Genomic DNA, 17,222 nt, shown 5'->3' with positions numbered 1-17,222 from the left:
GGCCACGACCGTCCGCACGCCGCTCGTCCGACTTCCGCTCATGACCGACCTGACCATCGCAATCTGCAACTACAACCATGGTGCGTACCTGCGCGACGCGATCGACTCGGCGCTCGCGCAGACCGTGGGCGGCGTTCGCGTGCTGGTCGTCGACGACGGCTCGACGGACGATTCGCGCGACATCATTCGCTCGTACGGCGAGCGCGTAACCGCGGTGTTCCAGGAGAATCGCGGCCAGGTTGCCGCGTACAACCGTGCGCTGGAGCATGTCACGTCGCGCTACGTCATCCTGCTCGACGCGGACGACCTGCTCTATGCCGATGCCGCGGCACGCGTGCTCGCCGCGTTCGCATCCGGCGATTTCGTGAAGGTACATTTCCGGCTCGACGTGATCGCGCACGATGGCGTCCGGACCGGTGCGAGCGTGCCGCAGTCGGCAGTCGATACGGATTGCGGCCGCCTGTTGCGCGCGGGCTGGCTGTACCCGTCGCCGCCCGCATCGGGCAATGCATATCGGGTCGCTGCGCTGAAGCGTATCTTTCCGGTGCCCGTCACCGCCGACAATCTGCATGGCGCCGATTTCTACGCAATCTATGGCATCGCGCTGCTCGGTGCCGTCCACATGATCGACGCGACGCTCGGCGGCTATCGCGTGCACCAGCAGTCGACCGCAAGCACGGCAGACGGCCCGGCACTCGCCCTCACCAATTCGGAGGACGCGGCCACCGGCGCCGCGAAGGCCGAACGCCGCTGGTCCACGCTGCGCACCCTCGCGGGCACGCGGCTGCAGGAAGCGCTCCCGATCGCCCCGCTCGACTTCGCGATCGAGAAGGCACGCTTCGCGAGCACGCTGTATCGCGCGCCGCTGGCGCGGCGCTGGCACTGGTTCCTGTGCGAATCCGGACGCTACTGGCACACCGTGCTGCGCAATCCGTTCTGGCGCCCTGCCAAGAAAGCGGCCGTCGCCGCGCTGTCGCTCGCCTGTCTGCTGCCGTCGTCCGCACTGAGCAATCGTGCGATCCGCTACCTCTCCAATCCGCTCGCCCGCGTGCGCAAGCCGTCCAGGCAACGCACCGACATGCAATGAACGGCGCCGATCGCAATTGCGCGGGCCAAATCGATCGTTCGGTTAGCCATCGCACCCAGTGCGTCCGGCCTGCGCTGCACAATGGTCTGAACGCATCGATGCGCGCGTGACGAAGGGTTCGCGCCGCGTGGCGCGCTAGCGAAACCGATCCCGACCTTCCGGAAGCAATGACGGAGACGATCACGCATTCATCAATCAGGAATGCGTAATACCTCGAACAACTCTCCCGGTTCGCGCGACTCGCCGGCGACTTGACGATACGCCGCCCCGGCGTCCTGCCGAGCAGCGAACCGCGCGATCGAATCGACAGACCCAGAGATGACCAAAGAAAAGATCGTTCATATTGCCGAAGCATTCGGTGGCGGCGTGCTGTCGATGCTGACCTATCTGGCCAATCACGCCGCCGCAGCGGGCGTCGACGTGACGGTGCTTCACTCGATCCGGCCCGAAACCCCGAGCGATTTTGCGACGCTGTTCCGGCCCGACGTGAAGCTCGTCCACGTCGACATGGTGCGCGAGGTCAACGTCCGGCAGGATCTGCGCAGCCTGCACGCGCTGGTCCGGAACCTGCGCGACTGCAAGCCGACCGCGATTCATCTGCACTCGTCGAAGGCCGGCGTGCTGGGCCGCATCGCCGCCCGGATCGCCGCGCCGAATGCGACGGTGCTCTACTCTCCGCACGGTCTGTCATTCCTGCGCTGCGACGTGTCGCGCATCAAGCAGTTCGCGTATCTGAGCTTCGAACGCATCGCGGCACGCATCGGCGGCACCATTGTCGCGTGCTCGGGCAGCGAGCTCGGCGAGATCAACCGCAAAGTTCGGCCGAAATCGGCCGTGCTGGTGGAAAACGGCGTGAACGTCGCGGAGATTCCGCCGCGCCGAACCCGCGACGATCGCAAGATCGTCGTCGGAATGAGCGGTCGCGCGTCGTTCCAGAAGAACCATCAAGCATTCGTGCAGCTCGCCGACGCGCTGCACGGCTCCGACGTCGAATTTCTGTGGATCGGCGGCGACGCGGCAGAGATCCCCGACTCCGCCACGCGGCACGCCGTCCTATGCAGCGGCTGGGTGACCCGCGAGCGTGCGCTGACGCTCACGTCGGAACTGGACATCTACGTGCAGACCTCCCGCTGGGAGGGCATGCCGGTCGCGCTGATCGAGGCGCAGGTGGCCGGGATCCCGGCCGTGGTGACGAACGTCGTCGGCAATCGCGACGTGGTGATTCATGGCGTGACGGGCTACGTCGCGTCGACCGCCGACGAGATGGTCGAGTACCTGACCGCCCTCCGCGACGATCGTCAGCTTCGTGAGCAGATGGGCGAAGCCGCACGAAAACGGGCCGTTCAGCGGTTTTCGATGAGTGCGATCTTCCGGCAATGGCATGCCCTTTACGGACTGGGCTCCGACGAGGCGCGCGGCGCCGCGCGTGAGTTCGAGCCGGTCGCCGCGGATCACGTCAAAGCCTGATTTCGATTTCGCCATTCAATGACTGACATGACCGCCTTGAAGAAACCGCCACAACTCGTCTATAACGGCCGCTTCACGACGCAGAAGACCACCGGGGTGCAACGTGTCGCCCGCGAGCTGATCGCCGCGCTGATCAAGGTTCGCCCGCGTGATCCGGTGACCGTCCTCGTGCCTCCTCAGCCTGCCGTCGCGGTGAACGGCGCGACCACGGTCAAGGTAGGCTTTTACAAGGGCGTGGTCTGGGAGCAGCTGGTGCTGCCGCTCTTCGCGCGCCGCGGCCGCATCGTCAATCTCGGCAATTCGGCTTCGATCTTCATCCGCAGCCAGATCATCTACATGCACGATGCAGCCGTGTTCGACACACCGGCGCATTTTTCCAGGACGTTTCGCGTGTGGTACCGGGTCATGTTCTGGATCCTCGCCCGCACGTCCGTGTGCGTGCTGACCAACTCCCGCTTCTCGCGCGATCGCCTCGCGCACCACTGCGGCGTGCCCGCCGAGAAAATCCGCGTCGTGCCGCTCGGCGCCGATCATCTCGATGCGCTGGAGCCGGACACGAGCGTGCTCGACAAGCACGGGCTGACACCGGACCGCTTCGTGCTCGCCGTCAGCAGCATGAATCCGACCAAGAATTTCGGACGGCTGATCGCGGCATTCCGGCAGCTCGGCGATCCTGGCGTCGACCTCGTCATCGTCGGGATGCAGAACGCCACCGTATTCGGCCGGCAGGATCATGTCTCGGCAGCAGAACCGAACATCAAGTACGTCGGCTACATCAGCGACGAGCAATTGAAGGCGCTGTATCAGAACGCCGCGTGCTTCCTTTATCCGTCGATCTATGAAGGCTTCGGCATACCGCCGCTCGAAGCGATGCGCTACGGCTGCCCGGTCGTCGTCGGCCAGTCCGCGGCGCTGCCGGAAGTCTGCGCCGATGCCGCGCTGTACTGCGATCCGTATTCGCAGGACGACATCGCGCGGAAATTGCGGACCGTGCTCGACTCCGCCGAGCTCAGGACCGAGCTCAAGCGCAAGGGCCGCCTGCACGCGGAGAAATACCGCTGGAGCCGAAGTGCCGAGATGATGACGGAGATCTTCGACACGCTGTAGCGTGCGCGACACGCCGGCGCTGCAACGGATGCCGGCGTGCGCTGCCGGCCGCGCGGCTCATCCGGCGTTGATCGCGCTGCCCGTCGCGATCCGGCGACGGCCGAACAGGCGCGTGCCCAGGTACGACCGGACGGGTTCCTCGACGAATTTCGCGAGACCGGCGGCGGCCGCGATCGACAGCAATGCGGCCAGCATCGCCGTCCTGACAACGTGCAGGTCGGCCTGCGGCGCATACGCGAACACCAGTCTGCCGATCGGATAGTGCACGCAGTAAAGCGGATACGAGATCCAGCCGAGGAACGCGCTGATTCGTGCCATCGTCCTGCCGCTCGGTGCGAGCATGGCGCCGCGATGGACGAGCGCGGGCGCGACGAACAGCAGGATCGCCGCCGAATACGTGCCCTTGATCGACGTCGGAAACGCAACGACCAGCACGAAGGCAACAAACAGCATGTAGTCGTTCCTGATGAATCCGGCGACGAACCAATGCGGTTTCGCCGGCAGCTTGGCCTCGTACATCTTGCCGATCGCGACGCCCAGCAGGAACCCGTAGCCGACCCTGAAGAAGCCGCCCATGAAATTGTCGGCCGACCAGCCCTGATTCAGAATGATCGACAGCTTGCCGTTGTCGAAGCCCACGAGCACGCCGTATACGACAAAGGCACCGAAGCACGCGTATGCCAGTCTCAGCAGGCTGCGCTCGCTCATCCTGATTGCGGCGATCAGCGCAACGCTCGCGAACGACTCGAAGAACAGCGACCACGCGGGCGGATTCAGCGGAAACACGCCGGGATCGGTGACGGCCGGCACGCTGTGAGTCGCAGCGCCGGCGAAACCCGATACCGCGAAACGACCGAGATACGGAACGACAAAATAGTTCTGACCGGTCGCAGCCGCCAGATTGCCCGGCGAAAATGCGGCCGACGAATGAATGCGCATGACGACGAGGCTCACGAACCCGATCGTCATCCCGATGCATATCATCGGATACAGACGAATCGCGCGTCGCTTCAGATACTCGTCCCGCCACGCGCCCTGGGGCAATCTGTCGCCGTAAGAGTACGTCAGGATGAAACCGCTCAGCATGAAAAAGACGTCTACCGACAGATACGCGCTCTGCAATATCGGAATCGGCAGGTCCTGCAGGAAATGCATGAACATCACGCTGATTGCCGCGATGCCGCGCAATCCGTCCAGAATTTCGAATTTTTGTTTGTGAGTAGCCATGGAAGGTAGCGGCAGCCGGGAAATGATCAAGCGGGATCGACGACGTAGATTCGGCGCGGCATGTCCGGTACCGCGCGGTCATCGCTTCTATCGCGACAACACGGGATCGGCGCCCGTCACGCGAGCTTCCGACGGCGCGCGCGCGGGGGTCTTCGCGAACCAGCGGAACACGACGATCAACAGTACGACCGGCACGAAATTCCGTCCGCTGAACAGGTTCGGCGTTCGCATCACCTCCATCACGGACACGAACAGCACCGCATGGACGCAGCACCAGAACCCGTTGCCGCTCCGCCAGCCCGCGTAACTGCGACCGACCGCCCAGCCGAGCGCGACCGCATCGAGCAAGCCGAACCAGCCCCACTCGTAGAAGTGGACGAAGATGCCCGACGGGTTGTTGAATTCGGGGTCGGCGTAGCCGTTCAGGAACAGGTTGATGCTGTCGCCCGAGTCGAGCCACGGCTGCAACGTCGCACCGATGACGGGGAAGCGCAGCAGCCAGTCGAACGTGAACATCGGATGGCCCTGGTTCCAGCCCAGCACGCTCACGATTCCCGCGCCGTTGTTCAGCGCGGTCGAGTAATACAGGCCGAGACGCTCAAGCGCAAAATCGAACAGGTTGTCGTAGATGTTGACGTAATAGGCTTCCCACGACCGGTTGTACTCGTTCGCGATGAACAGCGCGAACAGCAGCGGGATCGCCGCATAAGGGCCGAGCGTCAACAGACGCGAATATCTGCCGCCGAGCCGGAACCGCACGACCATGAGGGCAAGCGGCATGACCATCTCGATCAGTGCAAGGCGTTCGGCAAAGATGAAACTGCGCAGCAGCGTCAGCACCGCGAGCACGGCAAAATAGAGCTTGTAGCGATTGAGTCCCTTTACCGGCGTCCTGAACACATAGAAATACAGCACGACGAACGGTGCCGTGGCCTGCGTAAACGTGCTGAGGCCCGTGATGCGCCCCTTCAGTTCGAGCATGTCGTATGCATTCGCCTCGCCTCGCGCAAACGCGACCAGCAGCGCCGGATGCGCGAGGATGCCGCTCAGCAACAGCGCATAACCGAACAGCGCAAGCGCGAACACGGCATCGAGCACGCGAGGCGACAGCTCGACTGCGGCGGCAGGCGGCCCGCGCCGCGTCCGGACCTCGGCCGTCGCGAGCCAGGCCGCCGTCATCAGCAGCATCAGGAACAATGCGCCGACGAACGCGTAATAGCCGTCGAAATAGATCCGTGCAATCGACTTCTGGTTGCCGAGCAGGCTGAGCGAAAGCAGGCCATACAGCGGCAGGATGAACATCAGCACGAGCCGCGCCGGATCTTCCCACCAATAGCCCGTACAACCGCCGGTTCGATCGCGCATGCGCACCACGCTGCGGCGCGTCACGGCGCCCAGCCGCGACCGGGCCGCCGTCCTGCCCGCTCGCCGGTTCATGACGCGCGTTCCACTCGTTGCCGCTGTGCCATCGCCCCGGCATATCCGGACGCAGCCTGATGCGTATTCGCATCCGCGTAACCGTAGTCGTACCGTCCGGGTGCGCCGGTGTAATCGTTCAGGATCACGCCGCGCACATCGATATGCGCGTGTTCGAGCCGCCGCGCACTTTCGTCGAGTTCGGTCAGCGTCGTCACGCCGCTACGCGCGACGAGGAACACCGTGCCCGCCAGACGCCCCAGCACGAGCGCATCGGCGACCGGCAGCAACGGCGGGCCATCGAGCACGACCATGTCGTAACGCGACGCAACCTGCTCGATCAGGTCGGCCAGCGCGGGCTGCAGCAGCAGTTCGCCCGGATCGGCAACGACGTTGCCCATCGCAATGAAATCGAGGCCAGGTGACGCGTCGCGCTTGATTGCCTCGTCGAGCGTGTGAGTACCCGCCACCACGTCAGACAGCCCCGGCGCGCGACTATAGCGGAACCAGTCGTGCAACGAACCCTTGCGCAGGTCGGCATCGATCAGCAGGACACGCCGTTTCGCGGCGCCGACGAGCGATGCGATATTCGCTGCGACGAACGACTTGCCAACGCCCGTCGTCGGCCCGGAAATCAGCACGACCGGATTCGACGCGGCCGGCATCGACAATTGCAGCGACGCGCGGAAATTGCGCAGGCTTTCGAGCGCAGCGTCCTGTGCGCCGACTGTCGCCATGGACATGTGCGGAACCCGCCGCCCGCACTCGGCCCGCCCTTGCGCTGCAGCCGCGATCGCGCTGTGCGGGACGGTCGCGAATACGGGCAGCCCCGTCGCCCATTCGATCTCCTCGGCATTGCCGATCGTGCCGACGACACGCTGCCGGGCGATCACGATCGCCGCACCGGCCAGCAGGCCCATCAGCAGCAGGCTCACCGCCGCAACCGCGCGATGCGGGCCGATCGGCTGCTCGGCGACCTTCGCCGTATCGACGATCCGCACGGTACCGGTCTTGCTGGCACGCGCGAGCACCATCTGCTGGCGCGTATTGAGCAGGTTCGTGTACAACGCGGTGTCGACGGCCACGTCGCGCTGCAACTGCAGCACGCCCTGCTCCACGGTCGGCAGCTGCTGGATCTGCGTGCGGGTCATGTCGAGCGAACGCTGCGCATCGGCGAGCTGCGCATCGACGGCCACGACGGCCGGATGCTTCGGCATGAAGCGCGTCCTCAATTCCTCGCGCCGCTGCTGCAGCGTCTGCACGCGCGTCTCGATGTCGACCGACTGTTGCCGCAATGCGAGCGCTTCGTCGCTCGTATTGACCGTCCCGTGCGATGCACGGAATGCGTTGAAGCGGTTTTCCGCCGCTTCCAGTTGCGCCTTCAGCTGCGGCAACTGTCCATCCACGTAGCGGATCAGCTTGTCGGCCGCCTCCGACTTGCGCTGCGTATTCTGTGCCAGGTACGCATCGCCGATCGCGTTCAGCACGCGACTGTCGTGCACGGGATCGGTGCCGTCGAGCGTCACGCCGACCATGTTCGACTGCTTGCCGCGCTCCGAGATCAGCGCATTCTTCTGCAGCCACGTGGTCGCCTCCTCGACGCTGTAACGCGTCAGGTCGAAGCGCGCGCCCGGCTTGCCCGCCACGTCGCGCACGAATACGTCGATCGGCCCTTCCGGCGTCTCGACGTGCAGCGGCTGGCCGATACGGCCCTGCCATATCGGCCCTTTCCGGCCGAAGAAGCCGGAGCGCTGCAGCGTGTAGGCGCCGCCGTCGCCGACGGTCAGCGCGAAACGCTTGCCGAGCAGGCGCTTCGGCACGTCGAAGGTCGGCACGTCGATCCGCTCGGTGCCGTAAACGTATCCGCCGGGCAACGGCGACGACAGCCCGTCGGCCGCGTTCACGAACCGCCAGCCGATCAGCGGCAGGTAATGCGGCCGCGCGTCGACGGCGAGGTTGGTGCTGTCGATCGCGCGGTCGAGCACGGCGCGGGATTTCAACACCTCGATCTCGGTCGACGCATCCGTCTTCAGATCGAACACCGACGACGGATCGCCGGACGGCGACGTCTGCTTCGAATCGGTCTGGCTTTGCTCGACCTGGAACAGGATGTCGGAGCGGTAGACCGGGGCCGCGCACAGCGCATACAGGCCGCCGGCGAACGCACCCGCGAGCGCCGTGCAAAGGATCAGGCGCCGGCCGCCATACAGCATGCTCCAGTAGCGGCGCACCGGATAGGACGGCCGCAGAATGCGCCCGCTGTGCGGGTCAGGCAGGGTCGAAGTGTTCATACAGCATCAGTCCCGTATGGCGCGACGCACGGTCGCGATCACGAAATCCGCCGCGAGCATCACGGCGAAATGGCTTTCGCCGTCAGCGCGCCTTGCGCGGACGATGGAATCAGCAGGTTCACGACGCGGCTCCAGCGCACCAGCGACGATGCATCGACGAACACGACGTCGCGCCGCTGGAGCGGAAACTGGTCGGCAAGCGCAAACGACGCGGGCGAGCTGCCGTCGAGGTGGTACACCCGCGGGCGGTTGTCCGGGCCGCGGCGCACGACGAACACCTGACGCGCGTCCGACGTGTACTGACTCACGCCGCCCGTATCGCCGAGCGCTTCGGCAAGGCTCATCCGGCCGTCGGTCAACGTCAGCGTCGCGGGCCGCGACACCTCGCCGAGCACGAACACCTTCGCGTCGCTCGCCGCGCGCACACGCACGAGATCGCCGTCGCGCAGCAGGATGTTCGACGGATTCACGCCCGCCGCGATCAGCGCGGGCAGGCTCACGTTCACGGTCTTGTCGCCGCGCGTCACCGAAACCTGGGAGCGGTCGGCCGTCGGGGTGAAGCCGCCGGCGCGGTCGATCGCTTCGGGCAGCGTCATCGGCATGTCGTTGACGATCTGCAGACCTGGCGTGCGCACTTCGCCGTCTAGATAGACGCGCTTGCTGCGGTAGCTCTGCACGCGCAGCGCGAGCTGCGGCTTGCGCACGTAGTCGCCGAGCCGCTTCATCAGCAGCGCGCGCGCCTGCGCCTCGGTCAACCCGGCCACGTGAACGAGGCCCGCATACGCGAACTGCACGTTGCCGTTCGCGTCGACCGTGTAGCCCGTCGCGACCGAGCTGGCGCCGACTCCGTCGCCGCCGCCGATCGTCTGCGTCGTCGGCAGGTTCAATTCGGGGTGGTCCCATACCACGATGCTCAACACGTCGCCGGGGCCGATCGTGTACGGCATCGGCTTGCCGAACAGCTGGCGGATTTCCGCGTCGACGTCGGCCGGCCGCCCCGCATGGTGTTGCGCGACGAATGCCGGCGTGATCTCGATCAGGTCCTCGCGCGACACGTTCTGCACGCCATCGAGGCCGCCCGAGCCCGATGCGTCGGCGCTCACGCGCGCATTCGCGTCGCGCTCGGCCGGTGGGTGGTAAGTCATGCCGGGCGACAGCGCGCATGCGCTCAGTGCGCACGCTGCCGCCGCGATCGCCATACGCGACAGCCACGGCGCACGACGGGCGGCGGCCCTGCATGGCCGCGGCGTGCCGAGCGTCGATTCCGGTTGCGTGGTGATTGCCATGGTGTCCTTCCAAAACTGTGCGGTAACCCGCCGAACGCGGCGAATTCCGGCATTACGCTTGCCCGGCGCGGCTCGCATTGCAATGCCGCACCGCCCTCTTCACCGCACGTCACTCCGTACGATCCGTCATGAACTACTCTTCGTCCCTTTCGTCATTCGTCTGCATCGTGTCGGCCGGCTTCGTCGGTGCCGCCGGTGCGCAGACGCTGCCCGGCACCCCGGCCGACACACCGTCTTTCGCGTCGTCGACGCTCGTTGCACCGGTACCGCCACAACGTTCTGCGCAGGCCGCGGCCGCAAGCGCGGCCGCCGAACCCGCCGCGGCCGCGTCCGCGCCCGCGGATGCAGCGGCCGCATTCACGCGTCCCGCCGCGCGGCCCGACGCACGCGCCCGCAGCGCATTGCGCCGCCCGCTCGTGCCAACGCGTCCGCATCGCACGCAAGTGGCCGACGCCCCTGCCGACGACGTATGGCGCAGCGACACGGTGTACGCATCGCCGTACGAGAAATCACCCTATGGGGCGCCGGGCGATCCGGACTGACACATCCCGGCCGCACATGCCGCCGCATGTCCGTACGTGCGTCGATAAGGGATTGGACACTACGGCGAACGACGCGTCTGTGAGCGATCCCACCGAACGCCGATGTTCATACGAAGCCGGGATCGCGCCCCGAGTTGCCGGCGCATGCGATGCACGCGGCACGGCACGCATCACGGCCTGCCGACCGACACGTTCGCGTACGGCCCGGCGTCCGCTTCACGCGCAGCGGGATCGGCGGCGCGTGCGGCCGGCCATGCCGCGTCGCGACCGAGCGCCTGCATGCACAGCCCGATCACGATGTCCGTGCCGAGCGCGCCGTACACCGCGTGATCGACCTGCGGCTCGAGGTACAAGCGCACGTGACGCGAGCGCCGGAACGCGCACTCGATCGCACCGAAGTGGCGCCGCACGTCGTCGATGCCGGGATCGAGCGCGCCGTACACCAGCGTTGTCCGGACATTGCGTTGCGCCAGCACGTGCATCACGCCGCGCGGCGTACCGTCGCGCGGCTTCCATCCGACGCGCGCCGCCGCCTCCTTCACCGGCACGCTGACCCGCGCGATCGCATTCGCGGCGACTGCGCGCACGATCGGCCGCAGGTCGCGCCGCTCGCGCACGAGGCGCTTCCACTTCTGCCAGTCGCGCACCGACAGCCAGTAGCCGCGCACCGAGTTGTTCCGCTGCTTCTGCACCGCCTCGAGCGCGAGGCCGGCCGGCCACACGAAGCGCGCGAGGTTGATCGCGATCACACCGCCGAGCGACGGGGTCTTCACGGCCGCATGCAATGCCGCATACGCGCCGGAACAGATACCGGCCGCGACGACTTCCGGGGAGCCGAGCGCACGCAGCCAGTCCGCGGCGGCCGCCACGTCGTCGCTCGACCGTGCCGAATACACGACGCGCGACTGGTCGTCGGGCGCGGTGGCCCCGCTGTCGCCGACGCCGTTCACGTCGATCCGCAGCGTCGTGACGCCGGCGCGTGCGAGCGTGCGCGCGAGCCGCACGCTGAAGCGCCCTTCGCCGCTGCGCGGATTCGTCGACGTGTTCGCGATCACGAGCGCCGGAGCAACGGGATTCGCGGGCCCCGTATCGGCGGGACGGCACAGCACGCCAACCAGCCGGTCCGGACCGACCGCGACGACCTGCTCGGTCATGTCGATCATGTCGAGTGCAACGGCCGATTCGCCATTCCATGGCGGATCCAGCGGCCACGCCGCGTCGATGCCTGCCACGCCGCGCGGGGCGCGTTCGGCGATCCACTTCGCGAGCGAATCGATCGCCTCGCGCGGCAGCCGCGAACGCGTACCGTCCAGCATCGTCGTCGGCCATTCGCGGAACGGATCGGTCGCCACGTTGACGCCGCGCGCGAGCAGCGCATCGCGCAACGCCGGTCCGTCGCCCTGATCGGGCTCGATCAGCAGCATCGCGCGAGGCAACGTCGGTGCATCGCGCACGACGTCGCATAAATCGACCGCCTTCAACGCATCGACGAAATCGTCGGGAAAGCGGTGCCCCAGCACGTTCATGCACGGTTCGTCGCGATGTGCGGCTCGAATCGCCGGCGACGTGATGTCGAGCCACTGGCGATGCACGAACGACAGTTCGCGCAGGTACGCGCGGCCCCGCACGACGGGCGCGAGCGCCGCCAATGCGTCGACGCGCGGCGACGGGCGCCGGCCGTCGCCCGCGGCGGCCAGCATCGCGAACAGCGCGCCGGCGCGGAGTCCGACGAGCGTCAGCGACGCAACGCCGACCTGGTCGCGCAACAGATCGATCGCGTCGTGAATGCTGCCGATGCACGCGGCATGCCGATCGGCGTCGCGATCGTCGCCCGCGGAATCGCCCGTGCACGGATAGTTGAAGCGCAATACCGTGGCGCCGTCGCCGGCAAGGCGCTCGGCGATCGCCCGCATGAGCTTGTGCGTCCACGATGCCTCGTGGCCCAACGATTCGCACAGGATCACGCCTTGTGTCGTCTGTCCTTCGTGCAGCCACCCCACGCAGCTGCCGAACGTAATGGGCTTCAATCGGTACTCCTCGGATCGGTATTTTTATCGGATGCGGACACGCGCCCCGGCGGCTCCACCGGAACGAACGATTCCACGATCGTGCGACTGCGCAACGAACGCACGGCCGCGGGCAGCGGACCACCGCCGCGCCCCTGCGCGGCACCGCCCGGACTGTTCCATGCGTTGGCCTGCTCGCGTTGCCGGCAAAGCGATGTTGCGTGCCCGAATCATCGTCAGGCCGTTTCCGCCATGAACCAAAACAGTGCACCCGATTAGAGCACTCGGTTGGAGCGGCCTTCGGTGCGGCAGCTTACAAATGCATTCGTCACTGTCGCGATACGACGCCGCGCGCCGCATCGCGATTCATGCCGCACGCATGAACGGAATCCGCGAACGGTAGGCTCGCGAACACAGTCGTCCCGTGCGGCCCGTATCATGGCCGCCATACGATGTGGCCGTGTCCGGCAACGCCGGGCGAAACCGGCGCCGGCCGGGACAGGCCGCGAACCGATGCAGCCGGGTCAGCGCCGACCGGATGCACGCGCGCACCGCGGTCCAATGCCGCCTCACTGCGACACCCACGGCGCCGACCGAGCGAATGTCAAACCTCAAGAAGAATTTCCTGCTGCTGCTGACGTTGCAGATTTCGATGTACGCGGTGCCGCTGCTGATCGCACCGCTGCTGACGCACGCACTCGGGCCCGAAGGCTACGGTCAGCTCGCGTTCTCGCTCGCTGTCATTGCGTATCTCACCAACTGCACGAGCTACAGCTTCGACCTGACCGCCACGCCACGCATCGCACTCGCTCGCGACAATCGCGCCGAACGCTCGCGCATCTTCTGGGCGACGCTGTACGCGCAGATCGGCATCGCGGTGATCTGCTTCATCGTGCTGGTGGCGCTGACCTTGGTGGTCCGGCGCTTCGGCGAAGACCGCGACCTGCTGCTGATCGGCTTCGGAATGGTGGCCGGCGTGGCGTTCACGCCGGGCTGGTATTTCCAGGGCATGGAAAAGTTGCGCGCGCTCAGCGTGATCCTGTTCGTTGGTCGCATCCTGAGCCTGCCGGCCATGTTCGCGCTCGTGCACAGCCCGGCGGACATCGACCGCGCGATGATCGTCAACGCAGCGGTGCCCACGCTGTCCGCAGTCGCGCTGGCCGCTTACCTGTACTTCAACCGGGAAATCGACTTCGTGCGCGTCGGCGCCGCCGACATCGCCGAATCGCTGAAGGGCGGCTGGCAGGTGTTTCTCGCGTCGACGTCGATCGCGTTCTATGCGTCGACCAACACCGTGCTGCTCGGCTTCGTCTCCGGCAACGTCGCGGCCGGCTACTTCGCCGCCGGCGACAAGCTGATCCGCGCGGCGCTCAGCATGCTGCAGCCGCTGAAGGCCGCCACCTACCCGCGCATCAGCTACCTGATGCGGCACGCGCGCAACGACGCATTCTCGTTCCTGCGCAAGCTGTTCGTCGTGCAGGTCGCCATGGTGCTCGGCATCTCGCTCGTGATCTTCTTCGGCGCACCGCTCGCCGTACGTATCCTCTATGGACCGTCGTACGAACCGACGGTCCACGTACTGCGCTGGATGGCGTTCATCCCGTTCATGGCCGGCATGACCGATCTGTTCGGCGTTCAGACGATGCTGCCGCTCGGGATGAAATCCGCATTCACGCGCATCCTGATGTCGTCCGGCATCCTCAACATAGTGCTCGTGCCCGTGCTCGCGAAGTACTTCGCCGAACTGGGCGCGGCGGCCGCCGTGCTGACGGCAGAAGCCGCAGTCGCTGCGGCGCTCGCGACCGTCGTCTATCGCGCAGGCATTCCGCTGCCCGGCAGCCCTGTCGCACGGCGCGGCTAGCGCAGCGGCACATTGCACCGCGCCCCCGGCGGTTCCATCGGCCTGCCGGCCCGGGCCGGATGACGTACGGTTCGATGCGCTCGCAACGAGTCGCGTCGTGCCGCGCACGGTGCCGTCCCCGCGCCGGAATGCTCGCCCCCGGTACTTCTTACCCCGCCGCCCCTACGCAATCGGGAACGATGACCGGCCGCATCTCGCGTGCCCTCACCCGATCGAAGAAAGATCGTACATATCGGTAGAAACACCGATGCTGTAGTCAAACTACATTCGTACGATTAGTCGCTGCAGAGAATCGCTACATCCGATTCGGCAGTGCCGGGCGGTCCGCGTCGCCGTCCGCATGGTCCGATCGGGGCCCAACCGGCCGTAACGATTCCCCGCCCGGACTGGCATGCCGACGCGCAACCACCCTGCATCGCCAGCCGAATGCGTACGGTGCGAATCCACCGGACGTGCGCAGCTCCAGACATCATCCGAACAACCGGCAATACGATCATGGAGAGCAACATGCGGGACACACTCTGGCCGGCCGCCGTGCTGGCAGCGACCCTCTGCACCAGCGTCTATGCAGCCAACGCCGATTTCGATTCACGTGGCGATGCCATCGACGCGTTCGCGTCGTCCGCCGCGCAGCGGCGCGCCGACCTGCTCGTGCGCAAGATGACGCTCGACGAGAAACTTCAGTTCATCCATTCGCAATACGAAATGTCCAAGGTGCCGGGCGGCGGCGCCGGCTACATCCAGGGTGTGCCGCGGCTCGGCATTCCCGATCTGAACATGGTCGACTCGGCGACCGGCTCGGGCAGCACGTCGCAGGCCAGCACGACGTTCCCCGCGACGATCGCGGTGGCCGCGAGCTGGGATCGCCGCCTGTCGTACGACTATGGCAAGCAGGTCGCGATCCAGTTGCGCGCGCAAGGATTCGGCATGGGTCTCGGCGGCGGCACGAATCTCGCGCGCGAGCCGCGCGGCGGCCGGTTGTTCGAATATCTCGGCGAGGATCCGCTGCTCGCCGGCGACCTGCTCGCGGAGCGCACGCTCGCCACGCAGCGGCAGAAGGTCATCGCGACCATCAAGCACTATGCCGGCAACGAGCAGGAACACGGCCGGATGGGCGGCAACACGCAGATCGACGAGCGCACGCTGCGCGAGCTGTACCTGCTGCCGTTCGAGATCGCCGCGAAACGCGGGCAGCCCGGCAGCGTGATGTGCAGCTACAACCGCCTGAACGGCACGTACGCATGCGAGAACCCGCATCTGCTGAACGACGTGCTGAAGAACGAATGGGGCTTCCAGGGCCAGGTGCAGTCCGACTGGGGCGCGACGCACAGCACCGCCGCCGCGATCAACGCCGGGCTCGACGAGGAAGAGGACGTCGGGTCAACCGTCTACCTGACACCGGCCGCGGTCAAGCAGGCGATCGCGAACGGCTCGGTGTCGACCGCGCGCCTCGACGACATGGTGCGCCGCAAGCTCGCCGTGATGATCCGCGTCGGCGTGATGGACGATCCGGCGAAGAGCGGCGGCACGATCGATTTCGCAGCCGGCAACCGGTTCGCGCAGAGCGTCGCCGAGCAGTCGATCGTGCTGCTGAAGAACGACGGCAACCAGTTGCCGCTGGCGGCGTCCGCGCTGTCGCGCATCGCCGTGATCGGCGGCCATGCCGACGCGGCCGTGCTGTCCGGCGGCGGCTCCGGCAACACGCGCGACCCGGTCAGCGGTTCGTTCGCGGGCTGCGGCGGACTGACGTTCGGGTCGTCGACGGGCTGCAGCTGGTGGCGCAATCCGTGGCTCAAGGTCGACGTGCCGATCGTCGCGGCGATCCGCGCGCTCGCGCCGGCCGCGCAGGTGACGTTCGCCGGCAACAGCGACCAGCAGTCGCCGTTCCGTGCGTACACGCAGCAGGAAATCGATCAGGCCGCGGCGCTCGCGGGCCGCTCGGACGTCGCGATCGTCGTGGTCGCGCAGCCGGCCGGCGAGGATTTCGGCGATCTGCAAAGCCTGAGCCTCGCGAATCCGTCGAACCAGGATGCGCTGGTCGAGGCGGTGGCGCGTGCCAACCCGCACACGATCGTCGTCGTCCAGAGCGGCAATCCGGTGCTGATGCCGTGGAAGGACAGCGTGTCGGCGATCGTCGAGGCATGGTATCCGGGCGAAGGCGGCGGCAAGGCGATCGCGAACGTGCTGTTCGGCGCGGTCAATCCGTCCGGCAAGCTGCCCGTCACGTTCCCGGCACGCGATCAGGACACGCCGACGTGGGGGCAAAGCGGCGCGTTCGAAAGCGATCCGGTCTACGCGGAAAAGCTGAACATGGGCTATCGCTGGTACGACGCGCGCAACATCAAGCCGATGTTCGAATTCGGCTACGGACTGTCGTACACGCACTTCGCGTATTCGGGATTGTCGGTGTCGCGGCAACGGGACGGCTCGCTGAGCGTCGCGTTCACCGTGCGCAACGACGGCCGCGTCGCCGGCGCGGAAACGCCGCAGGTCTATCTCGGCGTGCCGTACAAGGACGAACCGCCGAAGCGGCTGGTCGGCTGGGAGAAGATCCGGCTGAACCCGGGCGAGGCCCGGCACGTGCGCGTGACGGTGTCGCCGCGGATGCAGAGCGTGTGGGACACGTCGCGCAACGGCTGGAAGGTCGTGCCGGGCGGGACGGTGTATGTCGGCGCGTCGTCGCGCGATATCCGGCTGCAGGGTAGCTGAGCGGCCGCCCCGCGATGCCAGGCGTCGGGTGGCTGCCCTGCCCGGCGCCCGGGCGCGCGAGCACGGCGGCGATTCCTGCGACGAATTACCCGGCGCTGACTCGCATCGCGCAAGGAATCGCCCGGCTTCGTTCGCATTGCCGACTACGCGGCGACAATCCGTACGCGGCGCCCGCACCGATGAAAATCCGGAACGCCATCCATTCCCGGTTTGACTTGCTCGC

General features: G+C 66.7%; 11 protein-coding genes. 6 read left to right on the top strand and 5 right to left on the bottom strand.

All coding sequences use genetic code 11. The annotated features are described in order from the left end of the window. Window positions 1–40 precede the first annotated feature (40 nt). The 3 genes from Q3A80_RS09670 to Q3A80_RS09660 all read left to right on the top strand — a co-directional run bounded on the left by Q3A80_RS09670 (window position 41) and on the right by Q3A80_RS09660 (window position 3,661). Window positions 41–1,087, top strand: a complete 1,047-nt coding sequence (locus tag Q3A80_RS09670) for a glycosyltransferase family 2 protein (protein WP_446328818.1) — start codon at window positions 41–43, stop codon at window positions 1,085–1,087. A 318-nt stretch (window positions 1,088–1,405) separates the two neighbouring features. After that, window positions 1,406–2,554 carry a glycosyltransferase gene (locus tag Q3A80_RS09665; protein ID WP_446328817.1) on the top strand — a complete coding sequence of 383 codons (1,149 nt, stop codon included), beginning with the start codon at window positions 1,406–1,408 and terminating at the stop codon, window positions 2,552–2,554. Window positions 2,555–2,581: 27 nt separating this feature from the next. Further along, complete coding sequence (locus tag Q3A80_RS09660) at window positions 2,582–3,661, top strand: glycosyltransferase family 4 protein (RefSeq protein WP_446328816.1); 1,080 nt, start codon at window positions 2,582–2,584, stop codon at window positions 3,659–3,661. A 57-nt stretch (window positions 3,662–3,718) separates the two neighbouring features. On the opposite strand, the gene Q3A80_RS09655 is transcribed toward Q3A80_RS09660, so the two are convergent. The 4 genes from Q3A80_RS09655 to Q3A80_RS09640 all read right to left on the bottom strand — a co-directional run bounded on the left by Q3A80_RS09655 (window position 3,719) and on the right by Q3A80_RS09640 (window position 9,881). Next, window positions 3,719–4,888 (bottom strand): acyltransferase family protein, encoded by a 1,170-nt coding sequence (locus Q3A80_RS09655; protein WP_446328815.1) that lies wholly within the window; start codon window positions 4,886–4,888, stop codon window positions 3,719–3,721. Window positions 4,889–4,975: 87 nt separating this feature from the next. Then, window positions 4,976–6,253: an oligosaccharide repeat unit polymerase gene (locus tag Q3A80_RS09650; protein ID WP_446328814.1), complete on the bottom strand. Its 1,278-nt coding sequence runs from the start codon at window positions 6,251–6,253 to the stop codon at window positions 4,976–4,978. A gap of 68 nt (window positions 6,254–6,321) precedes the next feature. Continuing rightward, a complete protein-coding gene (locus Q3A80_RS09645; protein ID WP_446328813.1) occupies window positions 6,322–8,595 on the bottom strand; it encodes a polysaccharide biosynthesis tyrosine autokinase in 2,274 nt (757 codons plus the stop codon). 59 nt (window positions 8,596–8,654) lie between these two features. After that, a complete protein-coding gene (locus tag Q3A80_RS09640) occupies window positions 8,655–9,881 on the bottom strand; it encodes a polysaccharide biosynthesis/export family protein (RefSeq protein WP_446328812.1) in 1,227 nt (408 codons plus the stop codon). Between the two features lie 128 nt (window positions 9,882–10,009). Between Q3A80_RS09640 and Q3A80_RS09635 the strand changes: the two genes are divergently transcribed. After that, a complete protein-coding gene (locus Q3A80_RS09635) occupies window positions 10,010–10,423 on the top strand; it encodes a hypothetical protein (RefSeq protein ID WP_446328811.1) in 414 nt (137 codons plus the stop codon). A 170-nt stretch (window positions 10,424–10,593) separates the two neighbouring features. On the opposite strand, the gene Q3A80_RS09630 is transcribed toward Q3A80_RS09635, so the two are convergent. Then, window positions 10,594–12,450, bottom strand: a complete 1,857-nt coding sequence (locus Q3A80_RS09630; RefSeq protein WP_446328810.1) for an alpha/beta hydrolase — start codon at window positions 12,448–12,450, stop codon at window positions 10,594–10,596. A gap of 580 nt (window positions 12,451–13,030) precedes the next feature. Between Q3A80_RS09630 and Q3A80_RS09625 the strand changes: the two genes are divergently transcribed. Both Q3A80_RS09625 and Q3A80_RS09620 read left to right on the top strand, forming a co-directional pair. Next, window positions 13,031–14,290, top strand: a complete 1,260-nt coding sequence (locus Q3A80_RS09625; protein ID WP_446328809.1) for an oligosaccharide flippase family protein — start codon at window positions 13,031–13,033, stop codon at window positions 14,288–14,290. A gap of 507 nt (window positions 14,291–14,797) precedes the next feature. Continuing rightward, window positions 14,798–16,999: a glycoside hydrolase family 3 C-terminal domain-containing protein gene (locus Q3A80_RS09620; protein WP_446328808.1), complete on the top strand. Its 2,202-nt coding sequence runs from the start codon at window positions 14,798–14,800 to the stop codon at window positions 16,997–16,999. The last annotated feature ends 223 nt before the right edge of the window (window positions 17,000–17,222 follow it).

Source organism: Burkholderia sp. SR8 (assembly GCF_052851275.1).
This window is presented reverse-complemented; position numbering and strand designations above follow the sequence as displayed.